This window comes from Acidovorax sp. 107 (genome assembly GCF_003058055.1).
Taxonomy (GTDB): Bacteria; Pseudomonadota; Gammaproteobacteria; order Burkholderiales; family Burkholderiaceae_C; genus Acidovorax.
Genome location: NZ_QBTZ01000001.1, coordinates 2,018,188 through 2,038,332 on the forward strand (window position 1 = coordinate 2,018,188; position 20,145 = coordinate 2,038,332).

General features: G+C 65.3%; 16 protein-coding genes. 8 read left to right on the top strand and 8 right to left on the bottom strand.

Features of this window, described 5'->3' with window-relative positions; translation table 11 throughout:
- Positions 1-60 precede the first annotated feature (60 nt).
- The 6 genes from kdpF to C8C99_RS09565 all read left to right on the top strand — a co-directional run bounded on the left by kdpF (position 61) and on the right by C8C99_RS09565 (position 8,259).
- Entirely contained in the window at positions 61-156 is a 96-nt protein-coding gene (gene kdpF / locus C8C99_RS09540; RefSeq protein WP_044394814.1) for a K(+)-transporting ATPase subunit F, read from the top strand.
- Positions 153-1,946 carry a potassium-transporting ATPase subunit KdpA gene (gene kdpA / locus C8C99_RS09545; RefSeq protein WP_108625612.1) on the top strand — a complete coding sequence of 598 codons (1,794 nt, stop codon included), beginning with the start codon at positions 153-155 and terminating at the stop codon, positions 1,944-1,946. The genes kdpF and kdpA overlap by 4 nt, the downstream gene beginning before the upstream one ends.
- 21 nt (positions 1,947-1,967) lie before the next feature.
- Positions 1,968-4,034 carry a potassium-transporting ATPase subunit KdpB gene (kdpB, locus tag C8C99_RS09550; protein ID WP_108625613.1) on the top strand — a complete coding sequence of 689 codons (2,067 nt, stop codon included), beginning with the start codon at positions 1,968-1,970 and terminating at the stop codon, positions 4,032-4,034.
- 51 nt (positions 4,035-4,085) lie between these two features.
- Positions 4,086-4,703 (top strand): potassium-transporting ATPase subunit KdpC, encoded by a 618-nt coding sequence (kdpC, locus tag C8C99_RS09555; protein ID WP_108625614.1) that lies wholly within the window; start codon positions 4,086-4,088, stop codon positions 4,701-4,703.
- Between the two features lie 67 nt (positions 4,704-4,770).
- Positions 4,771-7,497, top strand: coding sequence for a DUF4118 domain-containing protein (locus tag C8C99_RS09560; protein ID WP_108625615.1), 2,727 nt, complete (start codon positions 4,771-4,773; stop codon positions 7,495-7,497).
- A 21-nt stretch (positions 7,498-7,518) separates the two neighbouring features.
- Entirely contained in the window at positions 7,519-8,259 is a 741-nt protein-coding gene (locus C8C99_RS09565) for a response regulator (RefSeq protein WP_056644900.1), read from the top strand.
- Between the two features lie 65 nt (positions 8,260-8,324).
- Here the strand turns inward: C8C99_RS09565 and C8C99_RS09570 are convergent, their stop codons facing one another.
- The 8 genes from C8C99_RS09570 to C8C99_RS09605 all read right to left on the bottom strand — a co-directional run bounded on the left by C8C99_RS09570 (position 8,325) and on the right by C8C99_RS09605 (position 17,460).
- Entirely contained in the window at positions 8,325-10,523 is a 2,199-nt protein-coding gene (locus C8C99_RS09570) for a hypothetical protein (protein WP_056644901.1), read from the bottom strand.
- Entirely contained in the window at positions 10,520-12,010 is a 1,491-nt protein-coding gene (rng, locus tag C8C99_RS09575) for a ribonuclease G (protein ID WP_108625616.1), read from the bottom strand. The genes C8C99_RS09570 and rng overlap by 4 nt, the downstream gene beginning before the upstream one ends.
- A 30-nt stretch (positions 12,011-12,040) precedes the next feature.
- Positions 12,041-12,655, bottom strand: coding sequence for a nucleoside triphosphate pyrophosphatase (locus tag C8C99_RS09580; protein WP_056644907.1), 615 nt, complete (start codon positions 12,653-12,655; stop codon positions 12,041-12,043).
- Positions 12,656-12,755: 100 nt separating this feature from the next.
- Positions 12,756-13,223 carry a 23S rRNA (pseudouridine(1915)-N(3))-methyltransferase RlmH gene (gene rlmH / locus C8C99_RS09585; RefSeq protein ID WP_007858784.1) on the bottom strand — a complete coding sequence of 156 codons (468 nt, stop codon included), beginning with the start codon at positions 13,221-13,223 and terminating at the stop codon, positions 12,756-12,758.
- Positions 13,224-13,293: 70 nt separating this feature from the next.
- Positions 13,294-14,172: a ribosome silencing factor gene (rsfS, locus tag C8C99_RS09590; protein WP_056644910.1), complete on the bottom strand. Its 879-nt coding sequence runs from the start codon at positions 14,170-14,172 to the stop codon at positions 13,294-13,296.
- A gap of 193 nt (positions 14,173-14,365) precedes the next feature.
- Positions 14,366-15,346: an oxygen-dependent coproporphyrinogen oxidase gene (gene hemF, locus C8C99_RS09595; RefSeq protein WP_056644913.1), complete on the bottom strand. Its 981-nt coding sequence runs from the start codon at positions 15,344-15,346 to the stop codon at positions 14,366-14,368.
- On the bottom strand, positions 15,346-16,626 hold the full coding sequence (gene purD / locus C8C99_RS09600) for a phosphoribosylamine--glycine ligase (protein WP_108625617.1): 1,281 nt from the start codon (positions 16,624-16,626) through the stop codon (positions 15,346-15,348). Before purD ends, hemF begins: the two co-directional genes overlap by 1 nt.
- Before the next feature lie 114 nt (positions 16,627-16,740).
- Positions 16,741-17,460: a YebC/PmpR family DNA-binding transcriptional regulator gene (locus C8C99_RS09605; protein WP_056644920.1), complete on the bottom strand. Its 720-nt coding sequence runs from the start codon at positions 17,458-17,460 to the stop codon at positions 16,741-16,743.
- 79 nt (positions 17,461-17,539) lie between these two features.
- Here C8C99_RS09605 and C8C99_RS09610 point away from each other — a divergent pair, with 79 nt between their 5' ends.
- Both C8C99_RS09610 and C8C99_RS09615 read left to right on the top strand, forming a co-directional pair.
- The gene (locus tag C8C99_RS09610; protein WP_108625618.1) at positions 17,540-19,078 is read left to right on the top strand and encodes a helicase HerA-like C-terminal domain-containing protein; all 1,539 of its coding nucleotides are present in this window, start codon (positions 17,540-17,542) and stop codon (positions 19,076-19,078) included.
- Positions 19,079-19,262: 184 nt separating this feature from the next.
- Positions 19,263-20,075 (top strand): hypothetical protein, encoded by an 813-nt coding sequence (locus C8C99_RS09615; protein ID WP_108625619.1) that lies wholly within the window; start codon positions 19,263-19,265, stop codon positions 20,073-20,075.
- Positions 20,076-20,145: the final 70 nt, after the last annotated feature.

A 20,145-nucleotide genomic window follows, 5' to 3' on the forward strand; every position in this document is an offset into this window, starting at 1 on the left:
CGTCTATGGCTTGGCCAAAGGTTGCGCGCTGCTGCAACGCCAGGCACAAGGGGGGCGGTCATGACCAGCGGCTGGATGATTCTGGCGGCCGTGCTGGCTGCAGGCCTCTTGGTGTACTTGGTCGCGGTGCTGCTGCGGCCAGAGGACTTTTCATGAGCACCGGTGCCTGGCTGCAATTGGCAGTGTTTTTGGCACTGCTGCTGGCGCTGGCTTGGCCGCTGGCGCGTTACATCGACACCGTGATGGCGGGCCGCTTTGCCCTGGGGCGACGGCTGGAGGGGCCGCTGTTCCAACTGGCTGGCGTGCGGCCCGAGGAAGAAACCGGCTGGCTGCGCTACGCGCTGGGCCTGCTGGTGTTCAACGGCCTGGGCGTGCTGGCGGTGTATGCGCTGCAGCGCTGGCAGGCCGTGTTGCCATTCAACCCGCAGAGCATGGCTGCGGTGGCACCCGACTCGGCCTTCAACACCGCCATCAGTTTTGTCACCAACACCAACTGGCAGGGCTATGGCGGCGAGAGCACCATGAGCTACCTCACGCAGATGCTGGCGCTGACGGTGCAGAACTTTCTGTCTGCCGCCACGGGCCTCGTCGTCGTCGTGGCATTGGTGCGCGGCTTTTCCCGGCACTCCGTACAAAGCATTGGCAACGTGTGGGCCGACATCACCCGTGCCACGCTGTGGGTGCTACTGCCCCTGTCGCTGGTGCTGGCCGTGGTGTTTGCAGGCCAGGGCGTGATCCAGAACCTGTCGCCCTATACCGAAGTGCAGACGCTGGAGCCCGTGCACTACGACGCCCCCAAGCTCGATAGCGCGGGCCAACCCGTGCTCGACGCCCAGGGCGCCCCAGTCACCGAGCCCGCCACGCAAGCCACCCAGACGCTGGCCATGGGCCCCGTGGCCTCGCAGCTGGCCATCAAGATGCTGGGCACCAACGGCGGCGGCTACTTCAACGCCAACTCGGCCCACCCGTTCGAGAACCCCTCGGCCGCCAGCAACCTGTTGCAGATGCTGGCCATCTTCCTCATCCCCGCCGCGCTGTGCCTGGTGTTTGGCCGCATGGTGGGCGATGAGCGCCAGGGCTGGACGATTCTGGCCACGATGAGCCTGCTGTTTGTGGTGGCCGTGGTGGCAGCCACTGCCTTTGAGCAACAGGGCAACCCGCTGCTGGCATCGCTGGGCGTGGACCAGGCCGCCAGCGCCTTGCAGGCGGGCGGCAACATGGAAGGCAAGGAGACGCGCTTTGGCATCGCCACTTCGGCCCTGTTCGCCGTCATCACCACAGCCGCCAGCTGCGGCGCAGTGATTGCCATGCACGACAGCTTCACACCCCTGGGTGGCATGGTGCCCATGGTGCTCATGCAGATGGGCGAGGTGGTGTTTGGCGGCGTGGGCTCGGGCCTGTACGGCATGCTGGTGTTCGCCATCATGGCCGTGTTCATCGCCGGGCTGATGATTGGCCGCACGCCCGAGTACTTGGGCAAGAAGATCGAGACGCACGAGATGAAGCTCGTTGCCATCGCCATCCTCGTCACGCCCCTGCTGGTGCTGCTGGGCACCGCCGTGGCGGTGATGAGCGAGGCGGGCCGCGCAGGCCTCTCCAACCCCGGCGCGCACGGCTTCAGCCAGGTGCTGTACGCGCTGTCTTCCGCCGCCAACAACAACGGCAGCGCCTTTGCAGGCCTGTCGGCCAACACGCCTTTCTACAACGTGCTGCTGGCCGTGGCCATGTGGCTGGGCCGCTTTGGCGTGATCGTGCCGGTGCTGGCCATGGCCGGGTCTCTGGCCGCCAAAAAGCGCGCCACCGCCACCGATGGCACCTTGCCCACGCACGGCCCGCTGTTTGTAGCGCTGCTGGCAGGCGTGGTGCTGCTGGTGGGCTTGCTGAACTATGTGCCCGCCCTGGCGCTGGGCCCGGTGGTTGAGCACCTGGTGCTGACCACACGCTAAAGAAATGGCACGGAGATTGTGATGACTCGCAAGACATTGACCCTGTTCGACCCCGCCCTGGTGCGCCCCGCGCTGCTGGAGGCCTTCAAAAAGCTGGACCCGCGCGTGCAATGGCGCAACCCGGTGATGTTTGTGGTGTACGTGGGCAGCGCCTTCACCACCGCGCTGGCCGCTAGCCAACCCGAGGGCTTCACGGCAGCCGTCGCGCTGTGGCTGTGGTTCACCGTGCTGTTCGCCAACTTTGCCGAGGCCATGGCCGAAGGCCGCAGCAAGGCCCAGGCGGCCTCGCTGCGTGGCCTGAAAAAGCAGACCTGGGCGAAAAAGCTAGACGGCCAGTTTGACTGCACCACCCCACGCACCGAAATGACCTGGCTGCCGCTGGAGGCCGCCAACCTGCGCAAGGGCGATGTGGTGCTGGTGGAAGCCGGTGACATCATTCCCGCCGATGGCGAAGTGATCGACGGCGTGGCCTCGGTGGACGAAAGCGCCATCACGGGCGAGTCCGCACCGGTGATCCGCGAATCCGGCGGCGACTTCTCGGCCGTGACCGGCGGCACCCGCGTGCTGTCCGACTGGATCGTGGTGCGCGTGGCCGTGAACCCCGGCGAGACCTTTGTGGACCGCATGATCGCCATGGTCGAAAACGCCAAGCGCCACAAGACGCCCAACGAGATCGCGCTGACCATCCTGCTGGTGGCGCTGACCATCGTCTTCTTGGGCGTCGTCGTCACGCTGCTGCCGTTCTCGCTGTTCAGCGTGCAGGCCAGCGGCGCGGGCGAGCCGGTGAGCCTGGTGGTGCTGGTGGCCCTGCTGGTGTGCCTGATCCCCACCACCATCGCCGGCCTGCTCAGCGCCATTGGCGTGGCAGGCATGAGCCGCATGATGCAGGCCAATGTGATCGCCACCTCGGGCCGCGCAGTGGAGGCGGCAGGCGACGTGGACGTGCTGCTGCTGGACAAGACCGGCACCATCACGCTGGGCAACCGGCAGGCTAGCCAGTTCGTGTCTGCCCCCGGCGTGACCGATGCTGCATTGGCCGATGCCGCGCAGCTTGCATCGCTGGCCGACGAAACCCCCGAAGGCCGCAGCATCGTGGTGCTGGCCAAGCAGAAGTTCAACCTGCGCGAGCGCGACCTCTCCAGCCTGCAAGCCACGTTCGTGCCGTTCACTGCGCAAACGCGTATGAGTGGCGTGGACTTGCCCGGCCCCCGCCTGCTGCGCAAGGGTGCGGCCGATGCCATCCGCAAGCATGTGGAGGCCCTGGGTGGTCGCTTCCCCACCGCCGTGCAGACGGCTGTGGACGATGTATCGCGCCGTGGCAGCACGCCGCTGGTGGTGGCCGATGGCGCCCATGTGCTGGGCGTGGTGGAGCTGAAAGACGTGGTGAAGGGGGGCATCAAGGAACGCTTTGCCGAGCTGCGCCGCATGGGCATCAAGACCGTGATGGTGACGGGCGACAACCGCCTGACGGCTGCCGCCATTGCCGCCGAGGCGGGTGTGGACGACTTTCTGGCCGAGGCCACGCCCGAGGCGAAGCTTCAGCTCATCCGCAGCTACCAGGCCAATGGCCAGCTGGTGGCCATGACGGGCGACGGCACCAACGACGCCCCCGCCCTCGCCCAGGCCGATGTGGCCGTGGCCATGAACACTGGCACCCAGGCCGCCAAGGAGGCCGGCAACATGGTGGACCTGGACAGCAACCCCACCAAGCTCATCGAGATCGTGGAGACCGGCAAGCAGATGCTGATGACGCGCGGCTCGCTCACCACCTTCAGCATCGCCAACGACATCGCTAAGTACTTCGCCATCATCCCTGCGGCCTTCGTCACCACCTACCCGCAGCTGTCGGCGCTGAACTTCATGCACCTGGCCAGCCCCTCGTCGGCCATCCTGTCCGCCGTGGTGTTCAACGCGCTGATCATCATCTTTTTGATCCCGCTGGCCCTGAAGGGCGTGGCCTACCGCGCCGTCGGCGCCGCCGCGCTGCTGCGCCGCAATCTGACCATCTATGGGCTGGGGGGCATGGTGGTGCCGTTCATTGGCATCAAGTTGATTGACATGGTGTTGGCCGCAGCCGGGTTGACCTGATCGCTGCCCACCCGCCAACACAGCGCTCTCATCACTGACAAGGAAAATCGTATGCCTATCCGTATTCCCCGCGACGACGTGCCCACCAGCGCAGGCGGCCTGCTGCGCCCCGCCCTCACGTTGTTTGTCGTGCTGTCCCTCGTCACCGGCCTACTCTACCCGCTGGCCGTCACGGGCGTGGCACAAACCGCCTTCCCGCACCAGGCCAACGGCAGCCTCATCACCCAGGGTGGCAAGACGGTGGGCTCCGAGCTCATCGGCCAGTCGTTCACCGAGCCCGGCCACTTCTGGGGCCGCCCCTCAGCCACAGCGCCTATGCCTTACAACGCGTCAGCCTCGGGTGGCTCTAACCTGGGTCCCACTAACCCGGCGCTAGCCGAAGCCGTCAAGACGCGCATCGAGGCCCTGCGCGCTGCCGACCCCGGCAACACCCAACCCGTTCCGGTGGATCTGGTCACCGCATCGGCCAGCGGGCTGGACCCGCACATTAGCCCGGCAGCCGCCGCCTACCAGACCGAGCGAGTGGCCCGCGCCCGGGGCCTGCCCGTGGCGCAAGTGCAGGCACTGGTGAAGCAACACACCCAAAGCCCCTGGCTGGGCCTGCTGGGTGAGCCGCGTGTGAACGTTTTGGCCTTGAATCTGGCACTCGATTCGCTATCAAATAAATAGCTATCAGCGCAATTGATACTAGCGCTTGAGGCCTATTCGACATCAAATTGGTGGATACACTGTGCCCATGCAGGATCGCCCCGACCCCGACGCGCTGCTGCAGCGCATCCAGCAAGAGCAGGCCCAGCAGCAGCGCGGGCGGCTCAAGGTGTTCTTTGGTGCTTGCGCCGGGGTGGGCAAGACCTTTGCCATGCTGTCGGCCGCCCGGGCGGCGCAGGCGCAAGGCACGCCCGTCACCATCGGCGTGGTCGAGACGCATGGCCGCGCCGACACCGACGCACAGACCGCGCACCTGCCCCGCCTGCCGCTGCGCGCCCTGCCCTACAAAGACCGCACCCTGCCCGAATTTGACCTGGATGCCGCCCTGGCCTGGGGCGCAGAACACCCCGAAGGCCTGGTGCTGCTGGACGAACTGGCCCACAGCAATGTGGCCGGGTCGCGCCACCCCAAGCGCTGGCAAGACGCCGAAGAGCTGCTGGCCGCAGGCATCGACGTGTGGTCCACCATGAACGTGCAGCACCTGGAGAGCCTGAACGACATCGTGAGCGGCATCACCGGCATCCGCGTGTGGGAGACAGTGCCCGACCAGTTTTTTGACGCGGCCGACGAAGTGGTGGTGGTGGACCTGCCGCCCGACGAGCTGCTGGCGCGCCTCAAAACTGGCAAGGTCTACCTGCCCCAGCAGGCAGAGCGCGCCGCCGCCAACTTCTTTCGCAAAGGCAACCTGCTGGCCCTGCGCGAGTTGGCCCTGCGCCGCACGGCAGACCGGGTGGACGACGAAATGCGCGCCTACCGCCGCGCCAGCAGCACCACGCATGAGGCCGTGTGGCCCAACCGCGAGGCCCTGCTGGCCTGCGTGGGCACGGGCGACAACGCCGAAAAAGTGGTGCGCAGCTGCGCCCGCTTGGCCGCCCAGCTCGACCTGCCCTGGCACGCCGTGCATGTGGAAACGCCCGAGCAGCAAGGCCAGTCGGCCACCCTGCACCCGCAGGTAGAGCGCACGCTGAAGATCGCTCAGCAACTGGGCGCTGCCGCCTGCACCGTGCTGCCCGCCGCCCAGCCCGCACAGGCCCTGGTGCGCTACGCACGTGAACACAACCTGGTGCGCGTGGTCATGGGGCGCAGCACCCGGCGCTGGCCGTGGCAGGCCACGCTGGCCGAGCAGATCGGACAAAGTGCCAGCGACCTGGACCTGCTGCAGGTGGGCACACTGCCCAGCCGCAGCAATGACGCAGCAGAGCGCAAAACCACCCGCGCCACCAACGCCCCCCGCGGTGCGTTCTGGCCGGGCTACATCGCTGCCGCGCTCGCCTGCTGCGTCGCCGCCGTCATCGCGACGCCGCTGGCCAACGTGCTGGAGCTGACCAACATCGTCATGCTGTTTTTGCTGGTGGTGGTGGGTGTGGCACTGCGCTTTGGGCGTGGCCCGGCCATCATGGCGGCGTTCCTGGGCGTGGGGTTTTTTGATTTCTTCTTTGTGCCGCCCCGCTTCAACTTTGCGGTGAGCGACGCGCAGTACGTCGTCACCTTTGCCGTGATGCTGGTGGTGGCCCTGGTGGTGGGCCAGCTCACCGCCGGGCTCAAGGTACAGGCCGAGGCCGCCACCGACCGCGAACACCGCGTGCGCAGCCTCTACGACATGGCGCGTGACCTGTCTGCTGCCCTGCTGCCCGAACAGGTGGCCGAGATTGGCGCACGCTTTATCACCGGCGAGTTCAGCGCAGGCAGCACGCTGGTGGTGGCCGACGATGACAACCGCCTGCAGGTGCTGCCCGGAGGCACCGCCCCCGTGGACATGGCCGTGGCGCAATGGGCATTCGAGCGCGGCGAGCCCGCAGGCCGGGGCACGGACACCTTGCACTCCAGCCCCACGCTGGTGCTGCCGCTCAAGGCGCCCATGCGCATCCGTGGCGTGCTGGTGGTCGCGATGCCGCAAGGCCAGGTGCCGGGCGTGGAACCGCGCCGCCTGCTGCAGACCTGCGCCTCGCTGCTGGCCATTTCGCTCGAACGCATCCACTACATCGACGTGGCGCAGAGAAGCACGGTGCAGATCGAGTCCGAGCGGCTGCGCAACTCGCTGCTCTCGGCCATCTCGCACGACCTGCGCACGCCGCTGGCCTCGCTGGTCGGCCTGGCCGAATCCCTGGCCATGGTGCAGCCGCCCCTGCCTTCCCATCAACAAGAGCTGACCGACGCCATCCAGCAATCGGCCCAGCGCATGAGCGCACTGGTCAACAACCTGCTGGACATGGCCCGCCTGGAGGCCGGGGCCGTGCAACTCAACAAAGCCTGGCAGCCACTGGAAGAAGTGGTGGGCAGCGCCCTGGCCGCCTGCGCCCCGGCCATTGCAACGCACCGTATCGAAGTGACCCTGCCGGGCGACCTGCCGCTGCTGCAGATCGACGCCGTGCTGATGGAGCGGGTGCTGGTCAACCTGCTGGAAAACGCCGCCAAGTACACGCCCGCAGACACCACCCTCCGCATCAGCGCGCAGCCCCAAAGCGATGCCGTGGCACTGACCATTACCGACGAAGGCCCCGGCCTGCCCAAAGGGCGTGAAGAGCTGCTGTTTGAAAAATTCGAGCGCGGTGCCCGCGAAAGCGCCACGCCCGGTGTGGGCCTGGGGCTGGCCATCTGCCGCGCCATCGTGCAGGCGCACGGTGGCAGCATCCGGGGCGATACGATCCACAACGCCCAGGGCCAGCCTGCGGGTGCACGCTTTACGCTGCTGCTGCCACGCGGTACACCGCCCACCGATCTAGGCACCGATGCAGACACCACCTGCGAAGTTTGACCGCGCGGCCCTCCAATCCCCATGACCGACCTGCCCACCCACATCCTCATCGTCGAAGACGAAGCCGACATCCGCCGCTTTGTGCGCCTGACGCTGGAGAGCGAAGGCCACACCGTGCACGAGGCCGCCACGCTGCAACGCGGCCTGATCGAGGCTGGCACCCGCCGCCCCGACCTGGTGGTGCTGGACCTGGGCCTGCCCGATGGCGACGGTGTGGACCTGATCCGCGACCTGCGCACCTGGTCGGCCATGCCTATCATCGTGCTCTCGGCCCGCAGCGCCGAGGCCAGCAAGATCGCGGCGCTGGATGCCGGGGCCGACGACTACCTGGTCAAGCCCTTTGGCTCCGGTGAGCTGATGGCCCGCGTGCGCGCCCAGTTGCGCCGCAGCCAGCGCGCATCCGGCGCCGAAGCCACACCCGTCATCCAGTTCGGCCCCATCACCGTGGACCTGGCCCGCCGCACGGTGGAGCGCCGCATGGGCGGCAATGGTGAAGGCAACGGCGATGGCAATGGCAATGGCAGCGAGGCCCTGCACCTCACACCCATCGAATACAAGCTGCTCACCTACCTGGCCTCCCAGCCCGACCGCGTCATCACCCACGCCCAGCTCCTCAAGGCCGTGTGGGGCCCAGGCCATGCTGAGGACACGCACTATGTGCGCGTGCACATGGCCAACCTGCGCAAGAAGGTGGAGGACAACGCATCCATGCCCCGGCATTTGCGAACCGAGGCGGGGGTGGGGTACCGGTTTGTGCCGTAGCGCCAGCCTACGCCCCTGGCCCATCTGGCGTGAGCGAGCAACAGCGCCTGCAAATTGGAAAAAATCTACTCCTCACCCCAGACAGCTTGGCTCTGGACAACGTTCACAAAGTGCACTGCATCGAAGCCATCCGGGTACAGGCTTGCCTGGGAATGGCGCGGCAATCCCTCTGCCTGCGTCCACACCTGCCCTTCAAACAAGCGTTGTCGATCGTCACGCAGCGTAATCAGAATTTCCTCCAGCGACAACTTCAAACAGCCGAAAAAGAAACAATGGTCACCCTCGATAGAGGTGTCCACGATCCACGCGTGAACCCGCTCAAGCGTAGGCGGCTCTGGCAACCCCAAAGCACTTTGCAAAGCCATATCGCCCGCCAGCACACCGAGCACTGCCGCTTGCTTACGTACCAGTTGGCGCCCCGCTTTGCGCAATGTGGTGGTCACATGCTGCCACGCATCTTGAACCGATTGGCGCACGAATGTGGACTTGAGTTCGAAGACAAACAAATGCCCGTCGCGCGCAGCCAGCACATCCACCTCACCGGCGTCGCGGAGATCGTCAGGCGGTTGCCAATTCAGTACAACGCGAAAGCCCCGCGCCTGCAGGGCCACCGCCAAGTTGGCCTCAATGCGCTGTGTTTCCTCTCGCGTCTCAGCGCGTCGCGCCCCCAGCCTGCGCAGATTGTTGATGGCCGCATGGCCATTGCTTTGAAAAGCAGCAATCCAAGGCAACTGCACGTAAGCATGACCAAACTGAAGGACTGGACGCTCAAACAAACCTGGATGCAAGCCAGGCTCGTCCCGCCCCAACCTTTCACCAAGCGCCACCATGTCGTAGCACCAGAAATCGAGAATGGCTTGGGCAGAGGCCACACTCCCTTGCGGCTGTTCGGACGTGACAGTCCAACCCGTGATACGGCGAACCTTAGCGGTGCGGTCTGACCATGTAAACGGCAGACGGTTCTGCATGCCCTCCAACAAGCCCTGCAGCGCCAAGCGCCCCAGTGCCAGCCGCCAGTGCCCCAGGGCTTGCGCGTGGGCAGCGAACGCTCCAATGTAGTCACGCAAGAAAAAAATAGCCGTCAATTCCTGCGCCAGCAAGGCCTGAAAGAGGTTGACCGTGCGCCCCCCTTCAAGGCTCACCTGATCGCCTACCCCGTACACCTCACTCAGCCGCATCCGCGTGGCGAGCGCCTTAATCCAGGCCGCTCGGTTGTCGTCCTCGTTTTCAGGCCGCCCTATGCGCTGGTGTGCCATGTCGGAGTGCGCGAACGCATCGACTGCCCGATCCATCCAATAGCCCTGCAACTGCCACAGCTTGCGTGTGTTGCGCTCCCATGCAGCGCGTGCAGCCGGGTCAGTCTCGACAATCTCCAGCCTGTCTCCGCGTCTCTCAAATCGGATGCCGTCATCCCAGCAAAAAGCATGGAGGCTGCGGCTCAAAAATTCCCGCATCTCGATCTGCGCCGCCATGAGGTCTTGAAACTGCGCGTAGCGCCGGGCCGCCAACTCTGGCAATGCTCTATTCGAGAAGAGCCAATCCCGAAACAACGGCCCTACACGCTCGGCAATGTCGTTCTCATTGAGGCGCAAGGCGGAACGGTCGCCTGACCGTAATTTCCAGAGCAGCAATGCGTTGATCGCATCCCAAGCACTCGCCACGGACATTCCTTGGGCCTCGACAGCCGCTGAGCCATGCAGGCCATGTGGCACCAAATGATCGAAAGCGTAAAGACTGGTCCATGCCAACAGCTCAATGATCGGCACTGTCTCCCATGGCAACTGGCAGCGGGCCAGCGCGTCTCGACGCAGGGCGTGGGCCTCATCCAATAGGTGAAGCACCCGGCACAATTCAGCGACTTCGGGGGCTTGTGCCGCAGCCTGCTGCAGTTCATGGCGACGTGGCGAATCAGGCCGCAGCGCCAAGCCAGAGTGACGCACCGCGTCCGTGAGGACGATAGGCGCTTGCTGTGCGAGCACACCCAACAGTCCAGGGGCAGCCACCTTGTCTTGTGCGAGATAACGCGTCAGCGCCAAACCCATGGCTTCGCCACGCCAATCCTGCGCATCAGCAGCTTGTAAGCACACAGTCGACCAGAACAAGTGATCTCGACCACTGCGGCTCAGCTTGTGGCCGTTGACCTTCTCGGGTCTACCGTCCAGGTAAGCCTCCGCGACTTCCGCCAGCGCTTCGTGCGCTGAAAAACCATCGGCTAGCAAGCGCAGGCGCAGACGCTCGTAATAACCACCGTCCTCTGCACTCATAGCAGCACGATGTCGTACTGCTCCTGCCCCATCGCGCTTTCGGCCTGCAGCGAGATGGGTTTCTTGATGAAGTCGGAAAGCCCGGCCAGGTGCTGACTCTCCTCGTCGAGGAACAGCTCCACCACCCGCGCCGACGCCACCACCCGGAACTCGCGCGGGTTGAACTGGCGGGCTTCGCGCAGGATCTCGCGCAGGATGTCGTAGCACACGCTGCGCGCAGTCTTCACGCTGCCCTTGCCCTGGCATACCTCGCAGGGCTCGCACAGCATGTGGGCCAATGATTCGCGTGTGCGCTTGCGCGTCATCTCCACCAGGCCCAGTTGCGAGAAGGTGCCGGACGACATGGTCTTGACCCGGTCGCGCGCGAGCTGCTTCTTGAACTCCGCCAGCACAGCCTGCTGGTGGTCGTCCCGCACCATGTCGATGAAGTCCACGATGATGATGCCGCCCAGGTTGCGCAAGCGCAGTTGGCGAGCAATGGCCTGGGCTGCCTCCAGGTTGGTCTTGAAGATGGTGTCGTCGAAGTTGCGCGCACCCACGTAGCCACCGGTGTTCACGTCGATGGTGGTGAGCGCCTCGGTCTGGTCCACGATGAGGTAGCCGCCCGACTTCAGGTCCACCCGGCGTCCCAATGCCTTTGCCACCTCTTCATCGATGGCATACAAGTCAAAAATCGGCCGCTCGCCCTTGTAGTGCTGCAGCTTGCCGGCGGCTGCGGGCATGAACTCCTGCCCGAACGCGCGCAGGCGCTGGAATTGCTCCATCGAATCGATGCGGATGGTCTGCGTGTGGTCGCCCACCAGGTCGCGCAGCACGCGCTGCAGCAGGTCCAGGTCCTGGTGCAACAGCGACATGGCCGGCAGCTTGAGCGATGCCTCCTTGATGCGCGCCCAGGTCTTGCGCAGGTAGGCAATGTCTTCAGCCAGCTCGGCATCCGTGGAATCTTCGCCGTTGGTGCGCAAGATGAAGCCGCCGCCACCGCCCGTGGACTTGTCGCCCACCAGCGCCTGCAGCCGCGCGCGCAGTGCATCGCGCTCGGCGGGCGGGATCTTCTGCGACACGCCCACATGGTCGTCCTGCGGCAAAAACACCAGCAGGCGACCGGCAATGCTGATCTGCGTGGACAACCGCGCGCCCTTGGTGCCAATCGGGTCCTTGATGACCTGCACCATCAGTGCCTGGCCTTCGAACACCTGTTTTTCGATGGGCACTTGCGGCTCGTTCTTGCGGGCGAATGCGGGCGGCTCGCCATCGGGCTGGCGCTGCCACACATCAGCTACGTGCAAGAAGGCCGCGCGCTCCAGCCCGATGTCGATGAAGGCCGACTGCATGCCCGGCAGCACGCGCGATACCTTGCCCAGGTAGACGTTGCCCACCAGGCCGCGTTCCAGCGTGCGCTCGATATGCAGCTCCTGCACGGCGCCGTGCTCCACCACGGCCACGCGGGTTTCCTGGGGCGACCAATTAATCAGGATGTCTTGTTGCATGGCGTTGTTGTTGTCTTTGGTTGGCGTCGCCTAGATGGCAAAGCCCGATGCGCGCAGTAGCTGCGCGGTCTCGTACATGGGCAGCCCCATGATGCCCGAATAGCTGCCCGCCAGGTGCTCCACATACGCTGCCGCCCTGCCCTGGATGCCATAGGCGCCCGCCTTGCCCAGCGGCTCGCCCGTGGCCACGTACGCATCGATCTGCGCGGGTGTCATGGGCGCGAAGGTGACGCGCGACACCGAGAGGGCCGTCAGCCGCTTGGCGCCCACTTGCATCGCTAAGGCAGTCAGCACGCGGTGCTCGTGCCCCGCCAGCTCGGCCAGCATGCGCGCAGCATGGGCAGCATCGTCCGGCTTGCCGTAGATGGTGCGGCCCAGGGCCACGGTGGTGTCGGAGCACAGGATGGGCGCATCCGGCAACTGGCGCCGCGCGCGCCGGGCTACGGCCGCGTCGAGCTTGAGCGCGGTCACGCGCTCCACATAGGCGGTGGGCGCTTCGCCGGGCAGCACCACCTCGATGGCCTCGGTGTCTTCGGGCTCATCGCCGTCCACATTGGGTAGCAGCAGTTCGTGGCGCACGCCCAGCTGTTCCAGCAACTGACGACGGCGCGGGCTCTGGGAGGCGAGGTAGATGAAGTCGGGCATGAACGGATTTTGAATAAAAATCGGCTCTAGCGCTTATTCATCAAGCGCTAGCAGCTATGAAAAAAGGAGTGATACCGACCATCATTGCAAAGGGCCTGCTTTATTCACGATGGTATGGATGCCCGGCATTCACCGACCAGGCGCGGTATAGCTGCTCAATGAGCAGCACGCGCACCATGGCGTGCGGCAGGGTCAGGTCCGACAGGCGAATGCGCTCGTGTGCCGCTTGCCGAAAGGCGGGGTCCAGCCCATCGGGGCCGCCGATGACCAGCGCCACATCGTCACCGCCCAGCTGCCAGCCCTTGAGCCGTTCGGCCAGCGCTTTGGTGGTGAGGTTGGTGCCGCGCTCGTCCAGTGCCACCACGCGGGTGCCCCTGGGAATGGCGGCCTCGATGCGCTCACGCTCGGCGGCGTAGAGCGTCTCCAGCGTCTTGGAGCCACGCGGCTCGGTCTTGACGGCCTTGAGCTCTACCTTGAGTTCGGGCGGGAAGCGTTTGGCGTAATCGTCGTATGCGGTCTGCGCCCAATCGGGCACCCGCTGCCCGACCGCCACAATGAGCAGCTTCATGGATCAACCTGGATGCGTGAGGGGCAGTTACCGCAGCGCGCCACGAAAGGGGCACCGCTGCGGAAACGGATCAGCCCTTGCTACGGGCCGGCGCCTTCTTGGCGGCTGGCTTGGCACCCGACTTGGGCGCCGATGCGGAGGCTGGCTTGGCTGCCGCGCGTGCGGGAGTCTTGCCTGCGGGCGACTTCTTGGCCGCAGGCTTCTTGGCGCCAACAGGCTTGACCACAACCGTCTTGACAGGGGCCTTGGTGGCGGCGGGCTTCTTGGCGGCGACTGCGCCCGTGGTCTTGCTGGCTGGCTTGGTGGCGCCGGTCTTGGCGGCCGATTTGCCCGGCGCGGCCTTGGCCGCAGTTTTTGCAGCTGGCTTGGGCGCTGTTTTCGCTGCAGTTTTCGCAGCGGTCTTGGCAACTGCCTTGACGGTGGCCTTGCCCGAACGGGCGGCTACCGAGGGAGCTGCTGCCGCCTTTTTGGCGGGCGCCTTGCCAGCAGCCTTGGCGTCCGACTTGGCAGCCTTCTGGGCCGACTTTTTCTCAGCCAGTTCGGTGGCGGCGCTGGACACAGGCTTGGCAGCGCCCAGCTTCAGACGCACGGGGGTGTCGCCCCACAGTTCTTCCAGGCGGTAGTACTGGCGGATGGCGGGCTGCATGATGTGCGCCACAGCGGCGCCGCAGTCCACGATGATCCATTCACCGTTGTCTTCGCCTTCGATGCGGGGCTTGGAGAAGCCGGCTTCCTTGACCGCATCGCGCACGCTGGCTGCCAGGGCCTTGGTCTGGCGGTTGGAAGTGCCTGATGCCACGATCACCCGTTCAAACAGCGGCGAGAGATGCTCGGTGTTGAAAACCTGGATGTCTTGCGCCTTGACGTCTTCCAGGCCATCGACGATGGCGCGCTGGAGTTTGGTGACGTCTTTTTTGGCGGCGGTTTCCGATTTGGTGGAGGTGGTCATCAGGCGGTGATTAGAAAGGGAATGGAATCAATATAGCGTGCAACGCAGCGCACAGCCAGCGGGCTGGGCCTTGAGTGTTGCGCGGGTGTTGTGCTGGGGCGCTGCAGCAGTGTGAGGTGTTTTGGGCCTCTTGCGCTCATGTGAAAAGCGCGGGCAGCTATTGAAATTATAGCTTTTGCGCTTTTCACGGCTTTCAGGGCGCAGGGACAGCCCCCTCCGCAAGCCAGTCTCGGCGCACCAAAAAGCGCTGCGTAAGGTCGGCCTCGGCCGAATCGGCGGCGTCAGACCGCTGGTACGACCACGACACCAGCGGCGGCATGGACAGCAGGATGGACTCGGTGCGCCCGCCCGACTGCAGGCCAAAGTGCGTGCCCCGGTCCCAGACCAGATTGAACTCGACATAGCGGCCCCGGCGGTAGAGCTGGAAGTCGCGCTCGCGCTCGCCATAGGGCATGCCCTTGCGTTTCTCGACGATGGGCAGGTAGGCTCTCAGGAACGCGTCGCCCACCGACCGCGTCATGGCCAGGCTTTGTTCAAAGCCCAGCTCCGAGAAGTCGTCATAGAACACGCCGCCCACGCCGCGCTGCTCGCTGCGGTGCTTGAGGAAGAAATATTCATCGCACCATTGCTTGAAGCGCGGGTACTTGTCGTCGCCGAAAGCGCTGAGCGCATCGCGGCAGGTACGGTGAAAGTGCACCGCGTCCTCTTCAAACCCGTAGTACGGCGTGAGGTCCATGCCGCCGCCAAACCAGCAGGTCGGCGCCTTGCCTGGGTGGCCAGCGGCGATCATGCGCACGTTCATGTGCACCGTGGGCACATAGGGGTTACGCGGGTGAAAGACCAGCGACACGCCCATGGCCTCGAACGGCGCACCCGCCAGCTCGGGCCGGTGCTGCGTGGCCGAAGGCGGCAGCTGTGGGCCGCGTACGTGGCTGAAGCCGCACCCAGCGCGCTCGAACACCCGGCCGCCTTCCATGATCTTGGTGATGCCGTCGCCTTGCAGCGGCTCGCCGGGCGGCTTGCTCCAGGCATCGGCCAGAAAGCGTGCGCCGCCCTCGCCTTCAGCGGCTTCCACGGCTTCCAGCGCATCAGTGATGCGCGCCTGCAGGCCCACCAGGTAGCCGCGCACGCGGGTCACCGTGTCGGTAGGGTTCAGGGTCTGAGCGTCTGCCATCAGCTTTTCAGGGCACGGAAGCCGATGTCGCGGCGGTACTGCGCGCCATCAAACTGGATGCCACGTGCCACGTCATACGCACGTTGCTGCGCCTGCTTGACGCTGTCGGCCAGCACCGTCACACACAACACCCGGCCACCGGTCACGCTGACCACACCATCCTTCAGCTGCGTGCCCGCATGGAACACCACGGCATCGTCCGCCTCAGCAGGCAGGCCAGTGATGGGGTCACCCTTGCGCGGGTTCTCCGGGTAGCCATGGGCGGCCATGACCACGCCCAGCGCGGTGCGACGGTCCCATTGCAGTTCCATCTGGTCGAGCTTGCCGTCAGCGGCTGCGGCCATCACGTCGCTGAAATCGCTTTTCAGGCGCATCAGGATGGGCTGCGTCTCGGGGTCACCCATGCGGCAGTTGAATTCGAGCGTCTTGGGCTGGCCCTTGGCGTCGATCATCAGCCCGGCGTACAGGAAGCCGGTGTAAGGAATGCCGTCCTTTTCCATGCCACGGATCGTGGGCAGGATGATCTCGCGCATGGCACGGGCGTGCACGTCGGCCGTGACCACGGGCGCGGGCGAGTAGGCGCCCATGCCACCGGTGTTGGGGCCTTCGTCGCCGTCCTTCAGGCGCTTGTGGTCCTGGCTGGTGGCCAGGGCCAGCACGTTCTTGCCGTCGCACAGCACGATGAAACTGGCTTCTTCGCCTTCGAGGAATTCCTCGATCACCACGCGCGCGCCGCCTTCGTTGTGCGTCACGCCGTATTTGTTGTCCACCAGCATGAAGTCCACTGCGTCGTGGGCCTCCTGCAGCGTCATGGCCACGACCACGCCCTTGCCAGCCGCCAATCCGTCGGCCTTGATGACGATGGGCGCGCCCAATCGGTCCACGAAAGCGTGGGCCGCTGCCGGGTCGGTGAAGGTGTCGTAGTCGGCCGTAGGGATGCCATGGCGGCGCATGAAGGCCTTGCTGAACGCCTTGGAGCTTTCCAGCTGAGCAGCCGCCTTGGTGGGGCCGAAAATGCGCAGGCCGTGGGCGCGGAACTCATCGACCACACCGGCGGCCAGGGGCGCCTCGGGGCCCACCACGGTCAGCGCGATCTTTTCGGCCTGGGCCCAGGTGCGCAGCTCGCGCACGTCGGAGATCGCGACGTTTTCGAGCTTGGGGTTCAAGGCCGTGCCACCGTTGCCGGGTGCCACAAACACCTTGGTCACCTTGGGGGACTGGCTCAGTTTCCACGCCATCGCGTGTTCACGGCCGCCGCCACCAATCACAAGTACTTTCATAGGAACCTTTGGTGAACCCGGCCCACAGCGCTGCGCTGCTGGGTGGGGTTCGGGGGAATATCAGTCGGAAAACAGGTCAGGGCAAGAAAAAAGCGGTGATCTACGGGTGCAAAGTCACAGCGCCGCGTTGTGGTAGACCTCTTGCGTGTCGTCCAGGTCTTCCAGCACATCCAGCAGCTTTTGCATCTTGGCGGCGTCTTCGCCGGTCAGCTCGATCGTGTTTTCGGGCCGCATGGTCACGCCCGCCACCTCGGCCGTCAGGCCAGCGGCCTCCAGGGCGTTCTTCACAGCTTCAAAGTCGGCCGGGGCAGTCAACACCTCCACCGCGCCGTCTTCGTCGGTCACCACGTCTTCGGCGCCCGCCTCCAGCGCCACTTCCATCACCTTGTCTTCGCTGGTGCCGGGTGCAAAAATCAGCTGGCCCACGTTCCTGAACTGGAACACCACCGAGCCTTCAGTGCCCATGTTGCCGCCGTGTTTGCTGAACGCGTGGCGCACTTCGGCCACGGTGCGCACGCGGTTGTCGGTCATGGTGTCGATCATGATGGCCGCGCCACCAATGCCATAGCCTTCGTAGCGGATTTCTTCGTAGGTCAGGCCTTCGGCGTTGCCCGTGGCCTTGTCGATGTTGTATTTGATGCGGTCGGCAGGCATGTTGGCCGCCTTGGCCTTGTCCACCGCCAGGCGCAGGCGGGGGTTGGCAGACAGGTCACCGCCACCGGCACGGGCGGCCACAGTGATTTCACGAATGATGCGGGTCCAGATCTTGCCGCGTTTTTCATCCTGCCGCCCCTTGCGGTGCTGGATATTCGCCCATTTACTGTGTCCTGCCACGGGAAGTCCTTTTGTATTGATTTAATCTAGTGGGCGCGATTTTACTTTTGCCCGCCACCGATCTCCGAGGAAACCCTAAATGGCCGAACCCCTGCTGATTGCCAAGCATGACAACATCGAATGCCACCTGCTGCCGGGGCTGGCCAACCGGCACGGGCTCATCACCGGCGCCACCGGCACGGGCAAGACCGTGACCCTGCAGACGCTGGCCGAAAACTTCTCGCGCATTGGCGTGCCGGTGTTCATGGCCGACGTGAAGGGCGACCTGACCGGCGCCAGCCAGCCCGGCAAGATCGGCGACAAGCTGGCGGCCGTGCTCAAGGAGCGGGGCCTGGACCTGCCCACGCCCCTGGCCTGCCCCACCACGCTGTGGGATGTGTTTGGCGAACAGGGCCACCCGGTGCGCGCCACGGTGTCCGACATGGGCCCGCTGCTCCTGGGCCGCATGCTCAACCTGAACGAAACGCAGCTGGGCGTGCTCAATCTGGTGTTCAAGATCGCCGACGACAACGGCATGCTGCTGCTGGACCTGAAAGACCTGCGGGCCATGCTGCAGTACGTGGGCGACAACGCCAAGGAGTTCACCACCGAATACGGCAATGTCAGCGCCGCCAGCGTGGGCGCCATCCAGCGCGGACTGCTGCAGATCGAGCAGCAAGGCGGCGACCAGTTCTTTGGCGAGCCCATGCTCAACATCCAGGACTTCATGCAGACGGTGGACGGCCACGGCGTGGTCAACATCCTGGCGGCCGACAAGCTCATGAACTCGCCGCGCCTGTACGCCACATTCCTCTTGTGGATGCTGTCCGAGCTGTTCGAGCAATTGCCTGAAATCGGCGACCCCGAGCAGCCCAAGCTGGTGTTCTTCTTTGACGAGGCCCACCTGCTGTTCAACGAGGCGCCCAAGGTGCTCATCGAGCGCATCGAGCTGGTGGTGCGGCTGGTGCGGTCCAAGGGCGTGGGCGTGTACTTCGTCACGCAGAATCCGCTCGACATCCCCGACAGCGTGCTGGCCCAACTGGGCAACCGCGTGCAGCATGCGCTGCGCGCTTTCACGCCCCGCGACCAGAAGGCCGTGAAGGCCACGGCCACCACCATGCGGCAAAAGCCGGGGCTGGACATTGAAACCGCCATCACCGAGCTGGCCGTGGGCGAGGCGCTGGTGAGCTTTCTGGACGCCAAGGGCCGCCCCAGTGTGACCGAGCGCGTGTTTGTGCTGCCTCCTGGCAGCCAGCTTGGGCCCATCACGCCGCAGCAGCGCCAGGCGCTCATGGCCAGCTCGCTGGTCGCAGGCGTGTACGAAAAGGTGGTGGACCGCGAGTCCGCCTACGAAAAACTCAAGGGCCGCGCCGTAGAAGCGGGCGAGCAGGCCGGCAATGCGGCGGGCGGAGGCAATGGCAAAGTTGCGACCGGCACACCTGCCGAAGAAGGCGGTGGCCTGCTGGGTGGGCTGAACGATGTGCTGTTTGGCAGCACCGGCCCGCGCGGCGGCAAACGCGACGGCCTGGCGCAGACCATGGCCAAGTCCGCCGTGCGCACCATGGGCACCACGATTGGCAAGGAGATTCTGCGGGGCGTGCTGGGCGGCATCTTTGGCGGGGGCAGCAAGCGCCGTTGACATCGCTGGTACAGCGCCTGGCGTCATAGACCGGCGCCCCCTCCCGCCCCTGCGGTTTGCCTCCCCTGCCAAAGCGCATCTCACAGCGCCTGTGACCGTTCGACGACACCTCGCAAGTCGTCACAAATCAGTCACATGGCCGTCGTGAAATCGCCATACACAACAACAAAAAGGAGGAGGGACGATGACACGTATCGAAAACGTTCTGCTGCGCTGGGGCGGCAAGGTCATGCTGCTGGCGATCGGGGTGTGGGTGGCAGCCATCCTCGGCATCTTTGCAGGCGTCTGGCGCCTGCGCTGGCCCTGGGTCCTGTACTTCATTGCCACTGTCCTCTTCACGGCGCTGGTGATCCAGTGGACCAATGCCGTGCGCCAGCGCTACATCCGCGAAGCTCCCCTGCCCCGCTTTCTGCAGCGCAAGCTGCGCGAGACCTACCCCCACCTGAGCACCCGCGACTGTGAACTGGTGGAGCGCGGCCTGCGCCAGTTCTTCATGGCCTGCCTGCGCAGCAACCAGCAGTTTGTGGCCATGCCCTCCAAGGCGGTCGATGCGCTGTGGCACGAGTTCATCCTGCACACCCAGGCGTACAAGCTGTGGTGCCAGAACGCGCTGGGTTTCTTCTTGCACCACACCCCCGCCGAGGCTTTGGGCCACAAGGCACGCCACAACGATGGGCTGCGCCGCTGCTGGTACTGGGTGTGCAAGGAAGAGTCCATCGACCCCAAGGCGCCCAGCCGCCTGCCCCTGCTGTTTGCGCTGGACGCCAAGTTCGCGATTGCCGGGGGCTTCAGCTACGTGCCCGATTGCTCCGACATTGCCCGCAAGAGCGACGCCGGCGGCAGCGGCGGCGACAGCTACTGCGGCACCAGTTTTTCAGACGGCAGCTACAGCGGCAGCTCGGGCGACTTTGGCGGTGCCGAGAGTTCGGATGCAGGCAGTGACGGCGGCGGGGATGGCGGGGGCGACGGCGGCGGTTGTGGCGGCGGTGGGGACTGAGCGCCAGATCCACCGCCCCAAACGCCCCACTGGCGCCACAACGTCAGCCCCATTCACTCTCTTTTTGATA

Excerpts from the sequence above, each read along its gene's own strand:
- kdpF (WP_044394814.1), top strand. The coding sequence starts at position 61 with ATGACCAGCGGCTGGATGATTCTGGCGGCCGTGCTGGCTGCAGGCCTC.
- kdpA (WP_108625612.1), top strand. The coding sequence starts at position 153 with ATGAGCACCGGTGCCTGGCTGCAATTGGCAGTGTTTTTGGCACTGCTG.
- kdpB (WP_108625613.1), top strand. The coding sequence starts at position 1,968 with ATGACTCGCAAGACATTGACCCTGTTCGACCCCGCCCTGGTGCGCCCC.
- kdpC (WP_108625614.1), top strand. The coding sequence starts at position 4,086 with ATGCCTATCCGTATTCCCCGCGACGACGTGCCCACCAGCGCAGGCGGC.
- C8C99_RS09560 (WP_108625615.1), top strand. The coding sequence starts at position 4,771 with ATGCAGGATCGCCCCGACCCCGACGCGCTGCTGCAGCGCATCCAGCAA.
- C8C99_RS09565 (WP_056644900.1), top strand. The coding sequence starts at position 7,519 with ATGACCGACCTGCCCACCCACATCCTCATCGTCGAAGACGAAGCCGAC.
- C8C99_RS09570 (WP_056644901.1), bottom strand. The coding sequence starts at position 10,523 with ATGAGTGCAGAGGACGGTGGTTATTACGAGCGTCTGCGCCTGCGCTTG.
- rng (WP_108625616.1), bottom strand. The coding sequence starts at position 12,010 with ATGCAACAAGACATCCTGATTAATTGGTCGCCCCAGGAAACCCGCGTG.
- C8C99_RS09580 (WP_056644907.1), bottom strand. The coding sequence starts at position 12,655 with ATGCCCGACTTCATCTACCTCGCCTCCCAGAGCCCGCGCCGTCGTCAG.
- rlmH (WP_007858784.1), bottom strand. The coding sequence starts at position 13,223 with ATGAAGCTGCTCATTGTGGCGGTCGGGCAGCGGGTGCCCGATTGGGCG.
- rsfS (WP_056644910.1), bottom strand. The coding sequence starts at position 14,172 with ATGACCACCTCCACCAAATCGGAAACCGCCGCCAAAAAAGACGTCACC.
- hemF (WP_056644913.1), bottom strand. The coding sequence starts at position 15,346 with ATGGCAGACGCTCAGACCCTGAACCCTACCGACACGGTGACCCGCGTG.
- purD (WP_108625617.1), bottom strand. The coding sequence starts at position 16,626 with ATGAAAGTACTTGTGATTGGTGGCGGCGGCCGTGAACACGCGATGGCG.
- C8C99_RS09610 (WP_108625618.1), top strand. The coding sequence starts at position 17,540 with ATGGCCGAACCCCTGCTGATTGCCAAGCATGACAACATCGAATGCCAC.
- C8C99_RS09615 (WP_108625619.1), top strand. The coding sequence starts at position 19,263 with ATGACACGTATCGAAAACGTTCTGCTGCGCTGGGGCGGCAAGGTCATG.